Consider the following 23121-nt stretch of genomic DNA (forward strand, 5'->3'; position numbering starts at 1 on the left):
CCAGCTTGGCGGCTTCCTTGTCGTTGCCGCTCTTGGCCGCCTTGGTGTAGCGCTGCAGGCTTTTTTCCACCGTGCCGAGGTCGGCCAGGCACAGCTCGGTTTGGATCACCTCGATGTCGGCGATCGGGTCGACGCGGCCCGCGACATGGATGACGTTGGGGTCCTCGAAGCAACGCACGACGTTGATGATGGCGTCGGTCTCGCGGATGTGCGCCAGGAACTTGTTGCCCAGGCCCTCGCCCGTGCTGGCACCGGCCACCAGGCCGGCGATGTCGACGAACTCGACGATGGCCGGCACGATGCGCTCGGGGTGCGCAATCTCCGCCAGCTTCGCCAGCCGCGGATCGGGCACCTCGACCACGCCGACATTGGGCTCGATGGTGCAAAACGGGTAGTTTTCAGCGGCGATGCCGGCCTTGGTCAGCGCGTTGAAAAGGGTGGACTTGCCCACATTGGGCAGGCCCACGATGCCGCATTTGAGGCTCATGGAAAACTTTCGAACGAAATCACAAAGTTCAAAATTTTACCGGCGCGCCCGAATCGGACGCCCAAGGACCACCTTCGCGGGCGACGCTCGGGAAAGACGGGGTCCGGACATGGGACTTGCGACCGGGCGAGGGCGGCTCATGGCCGCTCGCTTCTACAATCGCGCTCATGGTTGCAACCCATGACATCTGCATCCGCGGCGCTGGCATCGTCGGGCAAACCCTGGCCTTGTTGCTCGCGCGCGAGCGGCTGCGCGTGGCGCTCGTCGCGCCGGCGCAGGCAGCGACCGAACCCGACGTGCGCGCCTACGCCCTCAATGCCGCTTCGCGCGCGCTGCTCGAATCGCTGCGGTGCTGGCCCGCGCCCACCGCGGCGACACCGGTCACGCACATGCGGGTGTGTGGCGACGCCCAAGGATCGGTCGATTTCGATGCGCTCGAACTCGGCACCGAGGCGCTCGCCTGGATTGCCGACGTGGCCACACTCGAAGCCTTGCTGGCCGATGCGGTTCGATTCCAGCCCCGCATCGAGGTGGTCCGCGAGCCGATGCCAGCGACGCTGACGGTGATCTGCGAAGGCCGCGCTAGCCAGAGCCGCGCCGAGTTGGGCGTGGAGTTCGACGTCACGCCTTATGGTCAGCACGCGGTGGCGACCCGCGTTCGCGGACGTCCGCACGGCCAAACCGCCTGGCAGTGGTTCGATGGCGATGAGATCCTGGCCTTCCTGCCGCTGGACGGCCCGCAGGGCGACACGGTTGCGGTCGTCTGGTCGATGAGCGAAGCCCGCGCCGCCGCCCTCGAAACCGAGCCCGACGACGCGTTTTGCCAGGCCCTCGAAGCGGCCAGCCACGGGCGACTCGGTCCCTTGACCCTGGTGGCACCGCGACGGCACTGGCCTTTGCAACTTGCCCGCGCGCGGCGCTGGGTCGGTCCCGGCTGGGCGCTGGCCGGCGATGCCGCGCACACCGTGCACCCGCTGACCGGGCAGGGCCTGAATCTGGGCTTGGCCGATGCGGCCGAGTTGGCGCGGGTCATTCATGAGCGCGAATACTGGCGCAGTCTCGATGACCCGAAACTGCTGCGGCGCTACGAGCGCGCCCGCGCGGCCGACGTGTGGGTCACCTCGGGCGTCACGGATGCCATCCAGCGGCTGTTCACCACGCCCGGCGAGTGGGCTCGCACGCTGCGCAACCGCGGGCTCGGCGGCTTTGACCGCAGCGGCTGGATCAAACAATGGGTGGCGCGGCGGGCCATCAACCTCGACGGTGCACGCACGCTGCCGCCCCATTGACGGTCGCTCGCCGCTCGCCAGGGCGAAGGCGCAGCACCCACCGACCGGCCTTCTGCCTTGCTCATTCCGCTTCCTTCACTGCTCTTTGAACTGGATTTCCATGCACCCTTCTCTCCACACCCTCGTCCGACCGCTCATCCTCTCGGCGCTCGGCTTCTACCTCGCGGGCGGCGCGCTCGCTCAGGAAGCGACCATCCGCAAAAACCTCAGTGAACGGCTGGCCAATCTGCCGAAGATCGAAGAGGTCAGCAAAACCCCGATGCCCGGGCTCTGGGAAGTGCGGCTGCAAGGCAACGACATCCTCTACACCGACGCCGAAGGCAATTACTTGATCCAGGGTGCGCTGGTCGACACCCGCGCGCGCCGCAACCTAACCGAGGAGCGGCTTGAAAAACTCAGCGCGGTCGATTTCTCGACCTTGCCCCTGAAGGACGCTTTCGTCGTGACCCGGGGTGACGGCTCGCGCAAGATGGCGGTATTTACCGACCCGAACTGCCCCTACTGCAAGCGCTTCGAGGCAGACCTGCAGAAAATCAGCAATGTGACCATCTACAACTTCCTCTACCCGGTGCTCGGCAAAGATTCGACCGAGAAAGCCAAGAACATCTGGTGCGCCAAAGACCGCGCCAAGGCTTGGGAAGACTGGATGCAGCGCAACACCCCGCCGGCTGGCGCGAGCTGTGACACCGCGGCACTGAGCCGCAACCTCGAATTCGGTCGTCAGCACCACATCACGGGAACGCCAACGGTGCTCTTCACCGACGGCTCGCGGGTACCCGGCGCGGTGGGCGCCGCCCAACTCGAAAAACGCCTGAGCGAGGCGACCAGCAAACGCTGAACCCAGACCGACGCATGCACGCCACCGACCCCACCGAACGACTGATCCAGCGCCTGGGCTACGCGGGTCTCATTCCCTTCGTACTGCTGGCGCTGCTGCTGTGGATCGTCGACCCAGCCCTGGTGCCGTTCGTGGCGCTCGCGCTCGCGGCTTACGGCGCCGCGATCGTCTCGTTCCTCGGAGGCATCCATTGGGGCGTGGGGCTGCGTCTGGCCAGCGAGCATGCCCGCGTGCGCCATCTGCACCTGGTCTGGGGCATCATTCCTCCGCTGCTGGCGTGGCTCGCACTGTTGCTGCCGCCTTTTGCCGGACTGCCGTTGCTGGCGTTCATCCTCGTCGGCTGCTATCTCGTCGACCGGCGAACCTGGCGTCAGGCCGGACTCGAAGCCTGGCTGCCGATGCGGCTGCACCTCACCGGGGTCGCCACCCTCGCCTGCCTGCTGGGCGCGGGCGCCACATAAGGTCTGAGAGGCTGAGAGGGAATCGAACATGCCCGCCTGGACGCCCCAAAACACGCCCGAGGGCGTTGCAAATGCGCGCCGTAGCCCGAGCTACGGCTGTGCTTTGCGCCTACTCGAGCGCGTTTTGGGGCGCCCCTTCGGGCACGCCCAATTCCCTCTCAGCCTCTGAGCCGACGAACCCGCCGCCTTTGGGCGCGCCCCACTGCCGGATCTCGAATGAAGCATTCCAACGAAGCCCCGCACTATCGGGTCGAAGCGGCCGACCGCGACGCCCATTTGTTTCAGGTCACGCTGACCGTCCCTCGACCCGCCGCCGAGCAGCGCGTGATGCTGCCGGTCTGGATTCCGGGCAGTTACCTGGTGCGGGAATTTGCGCGACACCTACAGGGCTTGCAGGCCCGACAAGGCGCCCGCGCGTGCCGTGTGATCCACGAAGACAAATGCAGCTGGACGATCGAATGCGACCCGAGCCGACCGCTGCAGCTGCACTACCAGGTCTGGGCGCGGGATGCCTCGGTGCGGGCGGCCTGGCTCGATACCGAGCGTGGGTTTTTCAACGCCACCAGCCTTTGTCTGCGGGTCGAGGGCGCGGCGGATGTGTGCCGCCACGAGCTGCAGATCGTGGCCCCAGACGGCGCGCGTCGGTGGCGCGTCGCGACCGCGCTGCGGCCCGTGCGGGTCGACGCCCGGGGCTTTGGCCGCTACACCGCCGCCGATTACGACGAACTGGCCGACAGCCCGGTTGAAATGGGCGACTTCTGGAGCGGCGAGTTCGACGCCTGCGGCGTGAAACACCGCTTCGTCGTGAGCGGCGCGAGCGCCAACTTCGACGGCGAGCGCCTGCTGGCCGACGCGCAACGCATCTGCAGCACGGCGATCCGGTTCTGGCATCCGCGGGGTCGGCCGCCGCACGATCGCTATGTCTTCCTGCTGCGCGCGAGCGCCGATGGTTACGGCGGGCTCGAACACCGCCACAGCACGGCGCTGATGTGTGCCCGTCGCGACTTGCCGCGGCTGGGCGAAGCGGCACTGGCCAACGAGGGGTACGTCGGGCTCTTGGGCCTCATCAGCCACGAGTATTTCCATACCTGGAACGTCAAGCGCTTGCGGCCGCGTGCCTTCGAGCGCTATGACTACGCGCGCGAGAACTACACCGATCTGCTCTGGTTCTTCGAGGGCTTCACGAGCTATTACGACGACCTGCTGCTGCGCCGCGCCGGCCTGATCGACGACGAAACCTATCTGAAGCTGCTGGCCAAGACGATCAACCAGGTGCAGCAGACGCCCGGGCGCCGGGTGCAGTCGCTGGCGGAAGCGAGCGTCGATGCCTGGATCAAATACTACCGGCCCGACGAGAACACGCCCAACGCGACGGTGAGCTACTACACCAAAGGCGCCTTGGTCGGGTTGTGCCTCGACCTGAGCCTGCGGGCCGAAGGCGCAGGGTCGCTCGACGCCGTTTTGCGCATGCTGTGGCGCCGCAGCCGCGGCGGCCCGATCGACGAGGCGGATGTGCGCGCCGCGCTGGCCGAGGTCGGCGCCCGCGACCACGCCGCCGAGCTCGACGCCTGGGTGCATGGGACCGACGAGTTGCCGCTGTCGGCGCTGCTCGAGAGACACGGCGTCGAAACCTTGGCCGAACCCGGTTCTTGGGCGCAGCGCTTGGGCGTGCGTGCCTCGGAGTCCGGCGGCACGGTCAAGCTCAGCGCCGTCCTGCGCGGCAGCGTGGCCGAACGCGCGGGGTTGGCGGCCGGTGACGAGTGGCTGGGCATCGAAGGCGTGGGCGAAACTGCAGGCGGCGCGTGGCGCCTGAACAAGCTCGACGAGCTCACGCTCCACCTCCGCCCGGATGCCGCCTCGGCCGTGGCCTGGGTGTCGCGTGACGGCCGCTTGCTGCGGCTGCCGATCGACATCCCGCCAAACACGCAGACCGTGCGGCTGCGGCTGGCCGATGCGGATGCGGCACATCGCTGGCTGGGCGCTGCGCCAGCCCGCACCACAGCCAACGGCTGAGAGGCTGAGCCCCCGCCCGCGATGGCCCGCGCCGACCGCTCCCCATCGACGCACCGCCCTGCGCGATCTGCCCGGATCCCGTCGGCGCTGCGGCGCGGCGCACGCACGGCGCGGCGGCTGTTGCTCGGGCTGATCCATGTGCTGCGCGGTTTGGCCACCGTGCTGTGGCGCTTTCCGCGGCTCGCGCCCTCGCACCGCGAGGCCCGGGTGCAAGCCTGGGCCGCGCAGTTGCTCGAGCTCTGGGGCATCCGGCTGAGGGTCGAAGGCGCGCCACCGGCGCTCGGGCCGGCCTTGCTGGTCGCCAACCATGTGTCCTGGCTCGACATTCTGGTGATCCACGCCACCCGGCACTGCCGTTTCGTCGCGAAGTCCGAAGTCGCGCGATGGCCGGTGCTCGGGCGGCTGGCCAGCGCGGCTGGCACGCTGTACATCGAGCGCCAATCCCGCCGCGACGCCCACCGCACCGTGCAACGGATGGCCGAAGCCCTCGACAACGGTGAAGTCCTGGCGGTGTTCCCCGAGGGCACGACGAGCGACGGGCGGGACGTGCTGCCCTTTCACCCCAATCTGCTCCAGGCCGCGATCGATCGAAAAGCCCCTGCCATTCCGGTCGGCTTGATCTACCTCGGAGCCGACGGGCAACCGAGCACCCACCCCGCTTACGTGGGGGATGAGACGCTGCTGGCCTCGGTGCTGCGCACGCTCGGCGAACCGACGATCACGGCCGTCGTGCGCTTTGGCACCCCGCACAGCGCCGGAGAGCAGACCCGCCGCGCCTGGGCGCAAACGCTGCACGCACAGGTGCGCGCGCTTCGCGCCACGTTGGTCAATATCAAAAAGTAGAGCAGACAAGCACCATTTCACGCCGGAACCCGGGTGAAAAGTTCAAGCGCCGGATACCGCTGCATCGAGGCGCGCCGCCGGGATGTGCGGCGCGCGAGGGACGGGTTAATAGGTTTACTTCGGCCGCAGATCGACGACGCGCTTGGCCTTGCCTTGGCTGCGCTCGACCCCGCCTTCGGCCCGCAGTTCGATTTCCACGCTGCTGCCGACATAGACCTTGATCTCGTGCTGCAGCATCTTGGCCGCGGCGCGCGCCTCGATGCTCTCGGGGGACACGCCCGGCCGCGTCTCGACCGCCACGCGCAGGTTGTCGAGCGGGCCCTCGCGCGTGAGGATGCACTGGTAGTGCGGCGCGAGTTCGGGGCGCTTGAGGATGAGTTCCTCGATCTGCGAAGGAAAGACGTTGACGCCCCGCACGATCATCATGTCGTCGCTGCGGCCGGTGATTTTTTCGATGCGCCGCATCGGCCGCGCGGTGCCGGGCAGCAGCCGCGTGAGGTCGCGCGTACGGTAGCGGATGATGGGCAGCGCCTCCTTGGTGAGGCTGGTGAACACGAGTTCACCCATTTCGCCGTCGGCGACGGGCTCGCCGGTGTCGGGGTTGATGATCTCGGGGTAGAAATGGTCTTCCCAGATGGTCGGGCCGTCTTTGGTTTCGACGCACTCGCTGGCGACGCCCGGGCCGATCACTTCGGACAGACCGTAAATGTCCACCGCGTCGATGCCCATGCGCGCCTCGATCGCGCGGCGCATGTCGTTGGTCCAGGGTTCAGCGCCGAAGATGCCGATGCGCAGCGACAGCGTGCGTGGGTCGATGCCCTGACGTTCGACCTCGTCGGCAATCGCCAGCATGTAGCTCGGCGTGACCATGATGATGTCGGGCCGGAAATCCCGGATCAGCTGCACCTGGCGCTCGGTCTGCCCGCCGCCAAAGGGCACCACGGTCAGGCCCAGTTTTTCGGCGCCGTAGTGCGCGCCGAGGCCACCGGTGAACAGGCCGTAGCCGTAGCTGACATGCACCATGTCGCCTGGGCGCGCACCGGCGGCGCGGATGCTGCGGGCGACCACGCCAGCCCAGGTGTCGATGTCGCGCGCGGTGTAGCCGACCACGGTCGGTTTGCCGGTGGTTCCGCTCGAGGCATGGATGCGCACGCACTGCTCGCGCGGTACGGCGAACATCCCGAAGGGGTAGTGGTCGCGCAGGTCTTTCTTGGTCGTGAACGGAAACTTCGCCAAGTCTTCGAGCGTGCGCAGGTCATCGGGGTGCACGCCCGCGGCGTCGAACTTCGCCCGGTAGACCGGGGAATTCGCATAGGCGTGGTGCAGCGTGGCTTTGAGGCGCTGGAGCTGCAGGGCACGCAGTTCGTCGATGCTCGCGCGCTCGATCGGCTCGAGCGGGAAGGTGCTCTCGGTCATGGGGGTCGTCTCCTCGGTCCTTGTTTTGGGGTCGGGCGTGAGCGTGGGTGCAGCCGGCGGGTTCAGGCGCCGGTCTCGGGCAGCACGGCCCCGCTGATCTGCGCGCTCTTGCCGCGAAACAGCGCCACGACCTGGCCGTGCTGGTTGCGCACGGTCATGTCGTAGATGCCATGACGGCCGCTGAGCACCTGCTCCACGCCCTCACAGGTCAACACGTCGCCCTCGTGGGCAGGCTTGAGAAACTCGATGCTGCAGCCCGCGGCCACCGCGTTCTTGTTGTAGCTGTTGCAGGCAAACGCAAAGGTCGAATCAGCCAGCGTGAAGATGAAGCCGCCGTGGCAGATGCGGTGGCCATTGAGGTGCAGCGGCTGCACCGTCATGCGCATGACGGCACGGCCCGGTGCGCATTCGAGCAGCTCCATGCCCATGGTTTCACGGGAGGCGACGTCGGCGGCGAACATCGCCTGGCCCACGCGCTGGGCCAAAGCGCGCGCGGCTGCTTCGTCGAGTGAATGTGGGTGGCTCATCCTCAGGCTCCCTTGAAGTTCGGGCTGCGCTTCTCACGGAACGCCATCACGCCCTCGATGTAGTCGTGCGTGCGGCCCAGCGCCGACTGCATGTCGCGCTCGGCGTCGAGCTGGGCATCGAGTGTGCGCGTGCCCGCCTCGCGCAGCAGCGCGCGCGTGGCCACGAGCGCCTTCGTGGGCATCTGCGCGAGCCGCTCGGCCAGGGCCAGCGCGGCGGCGAGCGGATCCTCGGCCACGTCCCAGATCAGCCCCCAATCGCGCGCCTGGGTGGCTGGCAGCTTGTCCCCCGTCATGGCGAGCGCCAGCGCCCGCGCCAGCCCCAGCCGCTCGACCAGGAACCAACTGCCACCGGCGTCAGGAATCAGCCCGATCTTGCTGAACGCCTGAATGAAGCTGGCTTGCGGCGCGGCGATGGCGATGTCGCAGGTCATCGCCAGCGAGGCCCCTGCGCCTGCAGCCACGCCGTTGACCGCGGCAATGGTCGGCATGCGCAGCCGCTGCAGCCGACGCACCGTCGGGTTGAAGGCCTGTTCGATCACCGGGCCGGGGTCGGCGCGTGCAACCAGGTCGGGGCCGGGCGTGAAGTCGAACTCGGCCAGATCGGCACCCGCGCAAAACCCCCGGCCCGCGCCGGTGATGACCAGGGCGCGCACGGCTTCATCGGCCTCGGCGCGGTCGAGCGCGGCCCACAGCGCCTGGTGCATCGCGCGGGTGAAGCTGTTGAGTGCGGCCGGACGGTTGAGCGTGAGCAGGGCGACGGCGCCGCGTGCCTCGAACAAAACGGGTTCTTCGGTCATGGGGTCTCCTCGGTGCCGGGGAATTTACCATTGACCGACCGGTCGGTTGGTCAATGTTTTCCCTGGGGCGCGAGCCGCTATAGTGCCTCGACCGCGGCCGCATTCCATACCGGCGGAACCCGAACAGCCCCTTTCCAGGAGACCCAGACCATGACCTATGAACACATCCTCGTGCGCACCGAAGCCGAACGCGTCGGCGTGATCACCCTCAACCGCCCCAAGGCGCTCAATGCGCTCAACAGCGCGCTGATGGACGAACTGGGCGCCGCGCTCAAGGCGTTCGATGCCGACCCCGCCATCGGCTGCATCGTGCTCACCGGCAGCGAGAAAGCCTTTGCCGCCGGCGCCGACATTGCCGCCATGGCCAAGTTCGAGTTCCATCAGGTCTACCGCGACGACTTCATCACCCGCAACTGGGAAACCATCCGCAGCATCCGCAAGCCCGTAATCGCCGCCGTGGCCGGCTTTGCGCTGGGCGGCGGCTGCGAGCTGGCGATGATGTGCGACTTCATCATCGCTGCCGACAACGCCAAGTTTGGCCAGCCGGAAATCAAAATCGGCATCATCCCCGGCGCCGGCGGCACGCAGCGCCTGCCGCGCGCGGTGGGCAAGTCCAAGGCCATGGACCTGGTGCTCACCGGCCGCATGATGGACGCACAAGAAGCCGAGCGCGCCGGGCTGGTGAGCCGCGTGGTGCCGGCCGAGAAGCTGATGGACGAGGCGCTCGCCGCGGCCCTGACCATCTGCGGCTACGGGCAACTGGCGGTGATGGCGGCCAAGGAGGCGGTCAACCGCGCGTTCGAAGGGGGTTTGTCCGACGGGGTGATGTTCGAGCGCCGGCTGTTCCACGCGCTCTTCGCCACGGCCGACCAGAAGGAGGGCATGGACGCCTTCCTGACCAAGCGTGCCCCGAACTTCCGCAACGCCTGAGCCCCGCAGCCCACCCTGGGCGCGCGCCGCGCCCAGCCATGGCGGGCACCCGTGGACGCCCAAATAGGCTGGAAATTTTGGCTATAATTTGGAGCTTGCTGGCGCTTTAGCTCAGTCGGTTAGAGCGATGGAATCATAATCCACAGGTCCGCGGTTCGAATCCGTGAAGCGCCACCACCAATACCACCCGCACTGGCCCCAGTGCGGGTTTTCTTTTTTCGGGCTTTCCCGGAATGTGGCCACCTACGAATGTGGCCGCCTACAATCGGCGCGCCGGTCCGTTCCCTTCTCAGCCTCTGGATGTACACCATGAACCGCTGGATGATCGCTTTGGTCGCTTCTTTTTCCGTAGCAACAAGCGGCGCGTTGGCGCTGGGCTTGGTGCTTTTCCCCATGCAAAGCTCGGCGCAGGAAGCGGTGCGCAGCTTTCCCGAGCGCGCGCTGCGCGGCACGCTGGTGGTGCAGACCGCGCCCGAGGTGCTGCTCGACGGCGCCCCTGCACGCCTCTCGCCGGGTGCCCGCATCCATGACGTCAACAACCTGCTGGTGCTGCCCGCGCCACTGGCGGGACGCGAACTCACGGTGAACTACCTGCGCGACCCGCAGGGCCTGGTGCATGAGGTCTGGATCCTCAACGCCGCCGAGGCCGCGCAAAAGCGCGCCGGCGCCAGTTCCGGGCGCAACTTCCTCTTTGCGTCCGAGGCTGACACCGCCCCCCGAGACGACGGCAAGACGCCGTACCACCAGCTACCCGGCTTCCCCGCGCGCTGAGCGGGCCGCGGACGACCGCAGGGCGCGGTTTTTTGAGCATTTTCCTCGGAGCCCCGGCGTCAAATGGACGTTTACCGCTCTTAACTTCATAGCATTTGGACGGAGCCTTCCATGGCCAAGAAAATCTTCATCAAAACCTTCGGCTGCCAGATGAACGAGTACGACTCGGAGAAGATGGCCGATGTCATGCGCGCCGCCGAGGGCTTTGAGCCCACCGCCGACCCCGAGGAGGCCGACCTCATCGTCTTCAACACCTGCTCGGTGCGCGAAAAGGCGCAGGAGAAGGTCTTCAGCGAACTCGGCCGTGCCGCGCAGCTCAAGAAGCTCAAGGGCACTCGCATCGCCGTCGGCGGCTGCGTGGCCAGCCAGGAGGGCGAGGAGATCATCAAGCGCGCCCCCTATGTGGACGTGGTGTTCGGCCCACAGACGCTGCACCGGCTGCCCGAGCTGCTGGCTTCGCGCGAGCGTGAGCGTCGCCCGCAGGTCGACATCAGCTTCCCCGAAATCGAAAAATTCGACCACCTGCCGCCTGCGCGCGTCGAGGGCGCCTCGGCCTTCGTGTCCATCATGGAAGGCTGCTCCAAATACTGTAGCTACTGCGTGGTGCCCTACACGCGCGGCGAAGAGGTCAGCCGCCCGTTCGAGGACGTGCTGGTCGAGGTGGCCGGCCTCGCCGAGCAAGGCGTCAAGGAAGTCACACTGCTGGGGCAAAACGTCAACGCCTACCGCGGCGCCATGGGCGAATCGGGAGAAGTGGCCGACTTCGCCACCCTCATCGATTACGTCGCCGAGATTCCCGGCATCGAGCGCATCCGCTACACCACGAGCCACCCCAACGAGTTCACGCAGCGCCTCATCGACGTCTATGCCCGCGTGCCCAAACTCGTGAGCCACCTGCACCTGCCGGTACAACACGGCAGCGACCGCATCCTCATGGCGATGAAGCGCGGCTACACCGCTATGGAATACAAGAGCATCATTCGCCGGCTGCGCGCCGTGCGGCCCGCACTGGCGCTGAGCAGCGACTTCATCGTTGGCTTCCCTGGCGAAACCGACGAGGACTTCGCCAAGCTCATGCAACTCATCGACGACCTGGGCTTTGACAACAGCTTCAGCTTCATCTTCAGCCCGCGCCCCGGAACGCCGGCAGCCAACCTGCACGACGACACGCCGCACGCGGTCAAGCTCGCGCGGCTGCAGCAGGTGCAGGCCGCGATCGACGCCAACATGCGCCGCATCAGCGCTTCGATGGAAGGCACGGTGCAGCGCATCCTCGTCGAAGGCCCCTCACGCAAGAACCCGGCCGAGCTCATGGGCCGCACCGAGTGCAACCGCGCGGTGAACTTCGACGGCGGCCCCAACGCCGCGCGGCTGGTGGGCCAGATGCTCGACGTGCGCATCACCCAGGCGCTGCCGCACTCGCTGCGCGGCGAGCTGGTGCTGCGCGAGACAGCCCTCGCTTGAGAGGCCGGGCAGCAGCGTGCCGTAGGCAAACACAGGCCGCGTCGACGCGGGCACAACGCCGGCTTCCCTTCAGCGCGGCATGGGCGGCATGCCGCCGCCGATGCCCTTCATGCCGCCCATACGCTTCATGAGCTTCATGAGGCCGCCGCCCTGCATCTTCTTCATCATGTCCTGCATCTGCTCGAATTCTTTGAGCAGTCGGTTGACATCCTGCACCTGAACGCCGGCACCGGCTGCGATGCGGCGCTTGCGCGAGGCCTTGATGAGCTCGGGCTTCTTGCGCTCGAGCGGCGTCATGCTGTGGATGATGCCCTGCTTGCGCGCGATTTCACGCTCCGCACGGCTGAGGTCCGCCTCGCTCGCCTTGGCCGCCATCTGCGTCGGCAGCTTGTCCAGCAAGCTCGAGAGCCCGCCCATCTGCTTGACCTGCTGAATCTGGCTCAGGAAATCCTCGAGGTCGAAGCTCGCGCCGCTCTTGACCTTGGCCGCAAGCTTTTGCGCCTGCGCCATGTCCACGCCCGCAGCCACCTGCTCGACCAGCGCAACGATGTCGCCCATGCCGAGGATGCGGCCCGCATGGCGCTCGGCGTCGAACACCTCCAGCCCGTCGATCTTCTCGCTCGTGCCCGCGAACTTGATCGGCGCACCCGTGATCGCACGCACCGACAGGGCTGCGCCGCCGCGCGAATCGCCATCGGTCTTGGTGAGGATGATGCCGGTCAGCGGCAACGCCTCCTTGAACGCTTTGGCCGTATTGGCCGCATCCTGCCCCTGCATCGCATCGACCACGAACAGCGTCTCGACCGGGTTCAACACCGTGTGCAACTCGGTGATCTCGCGCATCAGCGCTTCGTCGATCGCCAGCCGGCCCGCGGTGTCGACCAGCAGCACATCGAAATAGTGCTTCTTCGCGTAGTCGAGCGCGGCCCGCGCGATGTCGACCGGCTTTTGGTCGGGCGTGCTCGGAAACCACTCCGCCCCGGCCTGTGCGCTCACGGTCTTGAGCTGCTCGATGGCCGCCGGCCGATACACGTCGGCCGAAACCGTCAACACCTTCTTCTTGCGCTTGGTGATGAGGTGACGCGCAAGCTTGGCCGTGGTCGTCGTCTTGCCCGCGCCTTGCAGGCCGGCCATCAAAATCACCGCGGGCGGCTGGGTGGCCAGGTTCAGATCCGCCACGCCCTCGCCCATGGTGGCGGCAAGCTCGCGGTTGACGATGCCCACGAGCGCCTGGCCCGGCTTGAGCGAACCCATTACCTCCTGGCCCAGCGCCTTCTCCTTGACGCGGGCAATGAAATCGCGCACGACCGGCAGCGCTACGTCGGCCTCGAGCAAGGCCATGCGCACCTCGCGCAGCATGTCGGCCACGTTCGATTCGGTGATGCGCGCCTGACCGCTGATCTGTTTGACCAGGCGCGAGAGCTTTTCAGTAAGAGCAGAAGCCATGTTGGAACGCCTTGAGGCCGATGTGGAGACGGAGGGAATGAGGATCAGCGCGCAGCGTTCAGCATACAGACCGCCTGCAGCCGGGATGCGCCGCGCGCGAGGGGCGGGTTCAGCGTTGCCCTAAACTTGACCCATGATTTTATCGAGTCTGCCCTCTGCGGGCCTTTGGCTCTCGGGCGCCACGGCGCTGGTCTATGCCGCAACAGCGCTCGGAGCCGGCGCTGCGGGCGCGGGCCGCGCCCAGCGCTGGCTCGCGCTCGCGTGGCTGCTGCATGCATTGACGCTCGTCCTGGGGCTGCTGGAGGCGCCGCCGCGCTTCGGTTTCGCGCCCGCCTTGTCGATGACGGCTTGGCTGGTGCTCACCGTCTACGTGGTCGAGTCGCAAATCTATCCGCAGTTGCAGGCGCGTTGGCCGCTCGCGGCCCTCGGCGCCCTCACCGTCCTTCTGCCCCTGGCCTTTCCCGGCGCGCCGCTGCACCCCAGCGCCTCGGCCTGGTTGCCGCTGCACTGGGCCCTCGGACTCGCGGCCTACGGGCTCTTGGGCGCCGCAGTCGTCCATGCCGCCTTGATGAGCCGCGCCGAACGGCTCATGCGTATCGGCGGCGGCGCTCCGGTCGGACTGCCTCTGCTGACGCTCGAGCGCATCACCTTCCGCTTCGTCGAAGCCGGCTTCGTGCTGCTGACGGCCACCCTGGCCGCAGGTTTTCTGTTTGGCGAGCAAATCTACGGCACCTCGCTGGCACCCTGGAAGTGGGACCACAAAACCGTGTTCTCGCTGCTGGCGTGGCTCACCTACGCGGTTTTGCTCGCCGGCCGCGCGCGCCTGGGCTGGCGGGGGCGTCGCGCGGTCCAGATGATCTACGCAGGTGCCGTGTTCCTGCTGCTCGGCTATGCCGGCTCGCGCTTCGTGCTGGAAGTCATCCTGAGGCGCAGCCCATGAAGGCCTTGCTGTTTTTGCTCGCCCTGCTCGCGTTGATCGGGCTGATCCGCGCCTCCCTGAGCCGCCGAAGCAAGCCACCGGGCACAGCCACGCCCGTGAACTCGGGACGCCAGCGCACCGAGCAGCCACAGCGCATGGTGCAGTGCGCCCACTGCGGCGTGCATTTGCCCGAGAGCGAGGCCGTCACCGGTCGTCTCGGGCTTTACTGCAGCACCGAGCACCGGCAAGCCCACGAGGGCGCATGAGCCCCGGGGCCCGACCAAGCCCGAGCACCCAAGATGGACAGCCAAGCCCCCAGCACCTGGTTTGGCAGCACGCTCGCCACAGCCCCGAACCCTGCGAGCCCGGCCGCGCTGTCGCCCTCGATCTGGAATGCGCTCATGAGCGCGCGCATCCTCGTCGGCGCCGTTTGGCTGCTGCTCGCGGCCATGGCGATCTCTCTGGGGCAGGGCAACGGCGCGCTGCTGCTCGGCTCGGGGGCGTTCTATTTCGTCGCCGCACTCGTCTGGCGCCTGCGCGGCCGGGCCCAAGCCCGTCGCCTCGATCCGCGTGGAACCTTGCTGATTGGGTTCGATGTGCTCGCGCTGGCGTTTCTGCACCTCACGCAACGCAGCCACCTCGACCTCACGCCGCTGTTCGCGCTGCCGGTTCTGACCGCGGGCATCCTGGGCTCACGCCGACTCGCGCTGGGCACAGCCGCCGCCGTGAGCCTGTTGCTGCTGGCGGAGGCGGGCTGGAACCTGCTGCAGCCGCTGGGCCGGGAAAGCGCCTTCCTCGGGCCGGTGCAGGCCGGCCTGACCGGAACGGGTCTGTTCATCGTGGCCTTGTTCACGCAACAACTCACCCGACGGCTAACGCGGCAGGAGGCCGCCGCGCGCCGCAGCGCCGAGCAAGCCGCCCTGCAAACCGAGGTCAACAGCTTCATCATCGAGCGCTTGGCCCACGGCGTGCTCGTCGTCGATCCCCAACTCGAAGTGCAGGCGGCCAACCCGGTCGCGGCCCAGTTGCTCGACTTCGAGCATGCCGCCCAGGCCCACCGGCGCTTCAATCTCGCCAGCCGGGCCTCCTGGCTGCCCCTGGCGGTTCAGGTCGAGCGGATGTTCATGGCTGCCGATACGAGCGAACGATCGGAAGCCGAAGTGGAACTGGCCGACCTCGGTGCCGAGCCCGCCCGGGTGCAGGCTCAGCTGCGCCTGGCGAGCGTGGGGGCCGGTGGCGGGCAACGCCTCTGCGTGGTGCTGCTGCACGACCTGCGCGCGCTGGAAGCTCGGCTGCGTCAGGAAAAACTCTCGGTGCTGGGCCGCATGTCCGCTTCGGTCGCCCACGAAATCCGCAACCCCCTGGCCGCGATCGTGCAGGCCAACGCGCTCCTCGAAGAAACTCTGACCGCGGATCAGGCACGTCAGTTGACCCGGATGATCCGACAAAACGCCGAGCGGATCGCCCAGACCGTCGACGACGTACTCGACGTCGCGCGGGTCGAGCACCACCGATCGGGGCCGCTGCGCGACACCGTGCCGCTCGAGCCGCTGGTCCGCACCATCGTCGGTGATTGGCAATCCACCCAAGGCACGGGGCGGCTCGTCGACTGCACGCTCGATCCGAATCCCTCGGTGGTGGCCTTCACCGAAGCCCACCTGCGCCGGGTCTTGACCAACCTGCTCGACAACGCCCGGCGCTATGCGGCGCGCGGCTCGCGGATTCAGGTAGCCTCGGGACGCCGTTCGGACGCGCGCGCCTGGCTGCTGGTCTGGAGCTCAGGCCCACCGCTCGACGCGGCGATCGAGCGCCGCCTGTTCGAGCCTTTTTCCTCATCCGACAGGCGCTCCAGCGGTCTGGGGCTCTACATCTGCCGCGAGCTCTGCGCGCGTCATGGGGCTCAGATCGACTATGAACGCTGCCCGTCCCCGGCGGGAACTTCGGCCGAGCCGGGCAACGGCTTTCGTATCCTGTTCGCTCCGATTCCTGCTGCCCTCTGACTGCCGCCATGAACACGCATCCGTCCGCTCCGACCGGCCCCATCCTCGTCGTCGACGACGAGGCGGACCTGCGCGCCCTGTTCGAGCTGGCCCTGCTGCGTGAAGGCTATGCGGTCGACACTGCCGCGACGCTGGCACAAGCCCGCGAGTCCCTGGAACGTCGGAGCTACGCAGTCGTCTTGACCGACATGCGCCTGCCCGACGGAACTGGGCTCGAATTGCTCCGCGAACACGCTCCGCTCAGCCGCGACACGCGATGGATCGTCGTCACAGCCTATGGCTCCGCCGAAAGTGCCGTCGAGGCTCTCAAGGCCGGCGCCTTCGATTACCTCACCAAGCCCGTCGATCCGCGCCAGTTGCGGCTCGTCGTTGCCAGTGCCTATGCCGATGCCCGCAACAGCCCCCGGCCCGCGAGCCACAGCGCGACGGAAGCCCCGCAGACCATCCCCTCGTCAGCGGTGACCCGAGCGGCCCCGGGTGACGGCGCCGCACAGGCGCTCTCGCGGCTGATCGGCCGTTCGGCAGCCATGGTCAGCGTGCGTGAGCGCATCCGCAAGGCTGCCCAAAGCATGGCACCGGTCCTGATCCTCGGAGAATCGGGCACGGGCAAAGAACTGGTCGCGCGGGCCATTCATGCCTGCAGCCACCGAAGCCCCGGTCCGTTCGTCGCCGTCAACTGTGCCGCCATCCCTGAGGCCCTGCTCGAAGCCGAGTTCTTCGGCGCGCGCAAAGGCGCCTACACCGGCGCCAGCCAGGACCGGGAGGGCTACTTTCAGGCCGCGCGCGGCGGCACCTTGTTTCTCGACGAAATCGGCGAACTGCCGCTGCTCATGCAGTCCAAGTTGCTGCGCGTGATCCAAGAGCGCTGCGTGCGCCCGCTGGGGGCGACGCAGGAGGAGCCGGTCGACGTCCGCCTCGTCAGCGCGACCCACCGCGATCTCGCCACCGCCGTCCGCCTGGGCCAGTTTCGGCAAGACCTCTACTACCGGCTCAACGTGATCGACATCTCCGTCCCGCCGCTGCGGGAGCGGCTCGAGGATTTGCCGCTGTTGTGTGCAGCCCTGCTCGCGAAGATTGCGGCGGAAAGCGGATTCCCGGCGCCGCCCAAGCTCTCCCCCGCCAGCCTCGAGCAGCTCGCGCGCCACCCGTTTCCCGGCAACGTGCGAGAGCTCGAAAATCTGCTGCACCGGGCCGTGGCGCTCGCGGATCCGGGTGTGGACGGCGTTCTCGAGCTCGACCTCCCAGCCGCAGCCGCGACCGCGCCCAAGGTCCCGCTGGCGCAAGCCCCGAGCGCAGCCGCGGCCTTGCCGCAAGACCTCACGGCGTGGCTCGACGAACAAGAGCGGCGCATCCTGCTTCGGGCCCTCGAGGAATGTCATTTCAACCGCAGCGCCGCCGCCCGCCGTCTGGGCTTGAGCCTGCGCCAGATCCGGTACCGTATGGCGCGCCTGGGACTTGCCAGCCCCGATCGGGACCCCACCCCCGAGACCGACGATGAGCCCAGCTGAATTCTGGCGCGGTGGCTGGTACCGGCACGCGCGCGCGCTGCCTTCGCCCAACCGCAATGCCCGTCCGCTGGGCGTCCAAGTCCGCCTCGTCGTCATCCATGCCATCAGTCTGCCGCCCGGGCAATTCGGTACCGGCGATGTCCAGCGCCTGTTCACCAACACCCTGCCCTGGGATGCGCACCCCGACTTCCAGGCCATCCGCGGCTTGGAGGTATCGGCCCATTTCTTCATCGCCCGGGATGGCGCTTTGTGGCAGTTCGTCGACTGTGACGAACGCGCTTGGCACGCCGGCCAATCCCGCTGGCTCGGGGCCTCGAACTGCAATGACTGGTCCATCGGCATCGAACTCGAAGGAACGGCCGACATCGCCTTCGAGGACCCGCAGTACGAGACCTTGACCGCGCTTTGCGCCGCCCTGCCCGAGCGCTATCCGATCGAGGCCATCGCCGGCCACCAGCACATCGCGCCCGAGCGCAAGTGGGACCCCGGCCCCCAATTCGACTGGCGCCGGTTTCAAAACAGCCTCGGCTGGCCGGATCGGTATTTTCCCTAGGGTTTCGCGCCCCGCCGCTGGGAACGAGGCTCTTGCGGGAAAACCCCTGGTTCTTTCTCGGGTTCGCAGCACAGTACACTACATCTAGTGGCAGGTAGCCACCCGAACCACTACCGGTAGTGCCCCAGACCCAAACTGGGCCCGACAGCCCCCCGGTTCGGTTGCTGGCCTGATGGCCGCGATGCGCACTGCCGTGCCCGCCGATTTTCGAAACCGATTCCGCCCTGACCCCTCGGAGAACCGCCCCATGCAGATCACCCCACCCCCCTTGCGTACACCGGAGCCCGCGCTGGCTGATCCCAGCGCACATACCCTGGGCCTGGCCCGCGAAGGCAGCGTCCCCACGGCCGCAGCGGCGCTGTCGCACTACCAAATCATTCGCCGCAATGGTGCGGTCGTTCCTTTCACCCCGGACAAGATCGCGATCGCGCTGATGAAAGCGTTTTTGGCCGTACACGGCACCCAAGGGGCCGCCTCGGCCAGCGTGCGCAGCGTCGTCGAGGAACTCACGCAAGGGGTGGTCCGGGCGCTCGTTCGCTCGCGGCCGAACGGCGGAACCTTCCACATCGAAGACGTGCAGGATCAGGTTGAACTGGGCCTGATGCGCGGCGGCCACCATGAAGTCGCCCGGGCCTACGTGCTGTACCGGGAGCGTCGCGCCCAGGAGCGCGCCCGGCAGGGGCTCACCGAGTCGCCCGCCAGCGCCACGCCCACGATCCATGTCGTGGATGCCGGCCGTCGCGTGCCGCTCGATCTCGAAGGACTGCGCGCGCTCATCGCCACGGCCTGCGAAGGCCTGGGCGCTGAAGTCCAGGCCGAGCCCATCCTGACGGAGACGCTGCGCAATCTCTACGACGGCGTGCCGCTCGACGAGGTCTACAAAGCGGCGATTCTGGCCGCGCGCACACTCATCGAGAAAGATCCCGACTACACCTACGCCACCGCCCGCCTGCTGCTGCACACGATCCAGAAAGAGGTTCTCGGTGAGGACGTCCGTCCGCACGAGATGAGCGAGCGCTACGTCGAATACTTCCCGAGGTTCATCAAGAAGGGAATCGAGCATGAATTGCTCGATCCTCGGCTGGCGCAGTTCGATCTGCACCGCCTGGCGGCTGCGCTCAAGCCGGAGCGCGACCTCCAGTTCGATTACCTCGGACTGCAAACGCTCTACGACCGCTACTTCCTGCATGTGCGCAAGACGCGCATCGAACTGCCGCAGGCCTTCTTCATGCGGGTTGCGATGGGCCTGGCGCTCAACGAGATCGACCGTGAAGCCCGGGCGGTCGAGTTCTATGAGGTGCTGTCGTCTTTTGACTTCATGTCGAGCACGCCCACCTTGTTCAACTCCGGCACGCTGCGCTCGCAACTGTCGAGCTGCTACCTCACCACCGTCCCCGACGACCTCGAAGGCATCTATGAAGCCATCAAGGAAAACGCCCTGCTCTCCAAATTCGCCGGCGGTCTGGGCAATGACTGGACACGCGTGCGCGCTTTGGGCAGCCACATCAAGGGCACCAACGGGGAGTCGCAAGGTGTCGTCCCGTTCCTGAAGGTCGTCAACGACACGGCCGTCGCCGTCAATCAGGGTGGCAAGCGCAAGGGTGCCGTCTGTTGTTACCTCGAGACCTGGCACCTCGACATCGAAGAATTCCTCGAACTGCGCAAAAACACCGGAGACGATCGGCGCCGGACGCACGACATGAACACCGCCAACTGGATTCCAGACCTGTTCATGAAACGGGTCATGGAGCGCGGCGAGTGGACCCTGTTCTCCCCCTCCGACGTGCCCGACCTGCACGACCGTTACGGCAGCGACTTCGAACAGGCCTATATCGCCTATGAAGAAAAGGCCCGTCGCGGCGAAATCCGTCCGACGAAGACCGTTGCCGCGGTCGACCTCTGGCGCAAGATGCTGACGATGCTGTTCGAAACCGGGCATCCTTGGATTACCTTCAAGGATGCCTGCAACGTCCGCAGCCCCCAGCAGCACGTCGGGGTGGTGCATTCGTCGAATCTGTGCACCGAAATCACGCTCAACACCAGTGACACCGAAACCGCCGTCTGCAACCTCGGCTCGGTCAACCTCGCCCGCCACCTCAAGGACGGGCCCTTGGGCAAGGAACTCGACCACGAACGGCTCAAGCGAACCATCGCGGTCGCGATGCGCATGCTCGACAACGTCATCGACATCAATTACTACGCAGTCAAGAAGGCGCGCGACTCCAACCTGCGCCACCGCCCGGTCGGCTTGGGCATCATGGGCTTTCAGGACGCGCTCTACGAACTGCGGATTCCCTACGCCAGCGAAGCCGCCGTCGAGTTTGCCGACCGGTCGATGGAAGCCGTCTGCTATTACGCCTACTGGGCATCGAGCGACCTCGCGGCCGAGCGCGGCCGGTACTCGAGCTATCGCGGTTCGCTCTGGGACCAGGGCATCCTGCCACCCGATACGCTGGACCTGCTCGAGCAGAGCCGCGGCGGCTACGTCGAAGTCGATCGTTCCGCCACCCTCGACTGGGACGCACTGCGTCGCAAGATCGCGCAGGATGGCATGCGCAACTCCAACTGCGTCGCCATCGCTCCGACGGCCACCATTTCGAACATCATCGGGGTCGACGCATCCATCGAGCCCTCGTTTGGCAACCTGTCGGTGAAGTCGAACCTCTCGGGTGAATTCACGGTCGTCAACAGCCACTTGGTGCGCGACCTCAAGCGCCTGGGCCTGTGGGACGACGTGATGGTCATGGACCTCAAGCATTTCGACGGTTCGCTGCAGCCGATCGACCGCGTTCCGGCGGAACTCAAGGCCTTGTATGCGACCGCCTTCGAAATCGAACCCTATTGGCTCGTGGCCGCGGCAGCGCGGCGTCAGAAATGGATCGACCAAGCCCAGTCGCTCAACATCTACATGGCAGGCGCGTCGGGCAAGAAACTCGACGAGACCTACAAGCTGGCTTGGATCAGCGGGCTCAAGACCACCTATTACCTGCGCACCATGGCTGCCACCCATGCCGAGAAATCCACCGTCCAAGCCGGCCGCCTCAACGCGGTTTCGGCCGCTACCGGCCACGAAACTGCGGCCGCCATGGCCACAACGGAGCCGGCAACGGACGTGAAGTTCTGCGCGATCGACGACCCGGGCTGCGAAGCCTGCCAGTGACCTCGCGCAACACCCTGAGTTCGAAGGGAGCGTTGAAGACATGAATCGCTTTTCAATGTCCGAAGTTGCTCCCATAATTGAAGCATTGGAAAAATGATGTTGAGTTGGGAAGAAGATTTTTCTGCGAGCCTTGCACGCCCCGGCCTGCAACCGCGCCCCATGACCCACGGTGCGAGCCCTGCCGCTTCCTTGGTGTCCCCCACGAAGGCAGCGCCGACAGGCACTGTGACAGCCCCCGGGGTGCCTAGGGCGCGTCGCGTGGTGGCCGCTGACAAGCGCATCATCAATGGGCAAACCGACGTCAACCAACTGGTTCCATTCAAGTACAAGTGGGCGTGGGAAAAGTACCTCGCCACCTGCGCGAACCACTGGATGCCGCAAGAAGTCAACATGAGCCGCGACATCGCGCTCTGGAAAGACCCCCACGGGCTGACGGAGGACGAGCGACGCATCGTCAAGCGCAACCTCGGCTTTTTCGTCACCGCCGACTCACTCGCCGCCAACAACATCGTGCTCGGTACCTATCGGCACATCACCGCGCCGGAATGCCGCCAGTTCCTGTTGCGTCAGGCCTTCGAAGAGGCGATCCACACCCACGCCTATCAATACATCGTCGAAAGCCTCGGCCTCGACGAAGGCGAGATCTTCAACGCCTACAACGAGATTCCGGCCATCCGGGCGAAGGATGAATTCCTCATCCCGTTCATCGACGTGATCATGGATCCGTCGTTCAAAACCGGAACGCCTGAAGCCGACCAAACGCTGCTCAAGAGCCTGATCGTTTTTGCCTGCCTCATGGAGGGGCTGTTCTTCTACGTCGGGTTCACCCAGATCCTGGCCCTGGGCCGGCAAAACAAGATGACCGGTGCTGCCGAGCAGTACCAGTACATCCTGCGTGACGAGTCGATGCACTGCAACTTCGGCATCGATCTCATCAACCAACTCAAGCTCGAGAACCCTCACCTCTGGACCCCCGAGTTCAAAGCCGAGATCAAGAGCTTGTTCCTGCGCGCGGTCGAACTCGAATATCAATACGCCGAAGACACGATGCCCCGCGGCGTCCTCGGACTCAATGCGTCCATGTTCAAGTCCTATCTGCGCTACATCGCCAATCGGCGCGCAACGCAGATTGGCCTCGAACCACTGTTCCCGAACGAAGAAAACCCCTTCCCCTGGATGAGCGAAATGATCGACCTCAAAAAGGAACGCAACTTCTTCGAAACCCGGGTTATCGAGTACCAGTCCGGCGGTGCTCTTTCCTGGGACTGAGCGTTCTAGGCCCCGCTTCTGCCATGCGCATCTCGCTCGACGCCCAACCCACTCCCGCGCAAGGCTCCCGTATTCATGCCGCTCGTGTCTCCACGGGCGGCATGGATCGCCCAGGCGACCCAAGTTCGCGCTGGGTGTTCCCTCCCCTGTCAACAAGGTGATCAAGGAGATTCACATGGCAACTGCGAAAAAACCCGCTCCCGCCAAGAAAGCGGCTCCAGCGAAGAAGTCTGCGACAACGGCAGTCGCAAAGAAATTGGCGGCCGCCAAGCAAGCGATCCAGAAAGAAGTCGCTGAGGTCAAGAAGGCGGTCAAGAAAGAAGTTGCCGTGGTGAAGAAGGCTTTGGCCAAGAAGGCAGCGGCTCCCGCTAAAAAAGCAGCGGCTCCAGCGAAGAAGGCAGCGGCTCCAGCAAAGAAGGCGGCGGCTCCC

The 23121-nt window shown here is 66.4% G+C and carries 21 protein-coding genes and 1 tRNA gene; 17 read left to right on the forward strand and 5 right to left on the reverse strand.

Going from position 1 to position 23121, the window contains the following annotated elements:
* Positions 1–487 (reverse strand): GTPase (locus JHC36_RS07215; protein ID WP_287917674.1); only part of this gene is annotated, 487 nt, incomplete at its 3' end.
* A 167-nt stretch (positions 488–654) separates the two neighbouring features.
* On the opposite strand from JHC36_RS07215, the gene JHC36_RS07220 reads away from it, so the two are divergent.
* From JHC36_RS07220 to JHC36_RS07240, 5 genes are all read left to right on the forward strand, one after another.
* Entirely contained in the window at positions 655–1776 is a 1122-nt protein-coding gene (locus tag JHC36_RS07220) for an FAD-dependent monooxygenase (protein WP_287917675.1), read from the forward strand.
* Positions 1777–1876: 100 nt separating this feature from the next.
* Positions 1877–2614, forward strand: a complete 738-nt coding sequence (locus JHC36_RS07225; protein ID WP_287917677.1) for a DsbC family protein — start codon at positions 1877–1879, stop codon at positions 2612–2614.
* Positions 2615–2628: 14 nt separating this feature from the next.
* Positions 2629–3075 carry a DUF3429 domain-containing protein gene (locus JHC36_RS07230; RefSeq protein WP_124222314.1) on the forward strand — a complete coding sequence of 149 codons (447 nt, stop codon included), beginning with the start codon at positions 2629–2631 and terminating at the stop codon, positions 3073–3075.
* 216 nt (positions 3076–3291) lie between these two features.
* Positions 3292–5088 carry a M61 family metallopeptidase gene (locus JHC36_RS07235; protein WP_287917679.1) on the forward strand — a complete coding sequence of 599 codons (1797 nt, stop codon included), beginning with the start codon at positions 3292–3294 and terminating at the stop codon, positions 5086–5088.
* A gap of 21 nt (positions 5089–5109) precedes the next feature.
* Positions 5110–5931, forward strand: coding sequence for a lysophospholipid acyltransferase family protein (locus tag JHC36_RS07240; RefSeq protein ID WP_287917681.1), 822 nt, complete (start codon positions 5110–5112; stop codon positions 5929–5931).
* A gap of 114 nt (positions 5932–6045) precedes the next feature.
* Here JHC36_RS07240 and paaK read toward each other — a convergent pair whose 3' ends face one another.
* The 3 genes from paaK to JHC36_RS07255 all read right to left on the reverse strand — a co-directional run bounded on the left by paaK (position 6046) and on the right by JHC36_RS07255 (position 8671).
* Positions 6046–7347: a phenylacetate--CoA ligase PaaK gene (gene paaK, locus JHC36_RS07245; protein ID WP_287917682.1), complete on the reverse strand. Its 1302-nt coding sequence runs from the start codon at positions 7345–7347 to the stop codon at positions 6046–6048.
* 62 nt (positions 7348–7409) lie between these two features.
* The gene (paaI, locus tag JHC36_RS07250; protein ID WP_287917684.1) at positions 7410–7874 is read right to left on the reverse strand and encodes a hydroxyphenylacetyl-CoA thioesterase PaaI; all 465 of its coding nucleotides are present in this window, start codon (positions 7872–7874) and stop codon (positions 7410–7412) included.
* Between the two features lie 2 nt (positions 7875–7876).
* Positions 7877–8671 carry an enoyl-CoA hydratase-related protein gene (locus JHC36_RS07255; RefSeq protein ID WP_124222325.1) on the reverse strand — a complete coding sequence of 265 codons (795 nt, stop codon included), beginning with the start codon at positions 8669–8671 and terminating at the stop codon, positions 7877–7879.
* Between the two features lie 150 nt (positions 8672–8821).
* On the opposite strand from JHC36_RS07255, the gene JHC36_RS07260 reads away from it, so the two are divergent.
* The 4 genes from JHC36_RS07260 (at position 8822) to miaB (ending at position 11836) form a co-directional block, all read left to right on the forward strand.
* Positions 8822–9601 (forward strand): enoyl-CoA hydratase, encoded by a 780-nt coding sequence (locus JHC36_RS07260; protein ID WP_287917686.1) that lies wholly within the window; start codon positions 8822–8824, stop codon positions 9599–9601.
* A 100-nt stretch (positions 9602–9701) separates the two neighbouring features.
* A tRNA-Met gene (locus tag JHC36_RS07265) sits at positions 9702–9778 on the forward strand.
* Between the two features lie 132 nt (positions 9779–9910).
* Positions 9911–10372, forward strand: a complete 462-nt coding sequence (locus JHC36_RS07270; protein ID WP_287917688.1) for a hypothetical protein — start codon at positions 9911–9913, stop codon at positions 10370–10372.
* Between the two features lie 111 nt (positions 10373–10483).
* Positions 10484–11836 (forward strand): tRNA (N6-isopentenyl adenosine(37)-C2)-methylthiotransferase MiaB, encoded by a 1353-nt coding sequence (gene miaB, locus JHC36_RS07275; RefSeq protein WP_287917690.1) that lies wholly within the window; start codon positions 10484–10486, stop codon positions 11834–11836.
* 69 nt (positions 11837–11905) lie between these two features.
* Here miaB and ffh read toward each other — a convergent pair whose 3' ends face one another.
* Positions 11906–13282: a signal recognition particle protein gene (gene ffh / locus JHC36_RS07280; RefSeq protein ID WP_287917692.1), complete on the reverse strand. Its 1377-nt coding sequence runs from the start codon at positions 13280–13282 to the stop codon at positions 11906–11908.
* 133 nt (positions 13283–13415) lie between these two features.
* Here ffh and JHC36_RS07285 point away from each other — a divergent pair, with 133 nt between their 5' ends.
* From JHC36_RS07285 to JHC36_RS07320, 8 genes are all read left to right on the forward strand, one after another.
* Complete coding sequence (locus JHC36_RS07285) at positions 13416–14222, forward strand: cytochrome C assembly family protein (protein ID WP_287917695.1); 807 nt, start codon at positions 13416–13418, stop codon at positions 14220–14222.
* Positions 14219–14467: a PP0621 family protein gene (locus tag JHC36_RS07290; RefSeq protein ID WP_287917697.1), complete on the forward strand. Its 249-nt coding sequence runs from the start codon at positions 14219–14221 to the stop codon at positions 14465–14467. The genes JHC36_RS07285 and JHC36_RS07290 overlap by 4 nt, the downstream gene beginning before the upstream one ends.
* A 33-nt stretch (positions 14468–14500) precedes the next feature.
* Entirely contained in the window at positions 14501–16201 is a 1701-nt protein-coding gene (locus tag JHC36_RS07295; protein ID WP_287917706.1) for an ATP-binding protein, read from the forward strand.
* An 8-nt stretch (positions 16202–16209) separates the two neighbouring features.
* Positions 16210–17709 carry a sigma-54-dependent transcriptional regulator gene (locus JHC36_RS07300; RefSeq protein WP_287917708.1) on the forward strand — a complete coding sequence of 500 codons (1500 nt, stop codon included), beginning with the start codon at positions 16210–16212 and terminating at the stop codon, positions 17707–17709.
* On the forward strand, positions 17696–18262 hold the full coding sequence (gene ampD, locus JHC36_RS07305; RefSeq protein WP_287917710.1) for a 1,6-anhydro-N-acetylmuramyl-L-alanine amidase AmpD: 567 nt from the start codon (positions 17696–17698) through the stop codon (positions 18260–18262). The genes JHC36_RS07300 and ampD overlap by 14 nt, the downstream gene beginning before the upstream one ends.
* 247 nt (positions 18263–18509) lie before the next feature.
* Complete coding sequence (locus JHC36_RS07310; protein WP_287917712.1) at positions 18510–21422, forward strand: ribonucleoside-diphosphate reductase subunit alpha; 2913 nt, start codon at positions 18510–18512, stop codon at positions 21420–21422.
* Positions 21423–21518: 96 nt separating this feature from the next.
* Entirely contained in the window at positions 21519–22691 is a 1173-nt protein-coding gene (locus JHC36_RS07315) for a ribonucleotide-diphosphate reductase subunit beta (protein ID WP_287917717.1), read from the forward strand.
* A gap of 175 nt (positions 22692–22866) precedes the next feature.
* Positions 22867–23121: hypothetical protein (locus JHC36_RS07320; protein ID WP_287917715.1), on the forward strand; the 255-nt coding region annotated here is incomplete at its 3' end.

Source organism: Tibeticola sp. (assembly GCF_022759015.1).
GTDB lineage: Bacteria > Pseudomonadota > Gammaproteobacteria > Burkholderiales > Burkholderiaceae_C > Tibeticola > Tibeticola sediminis.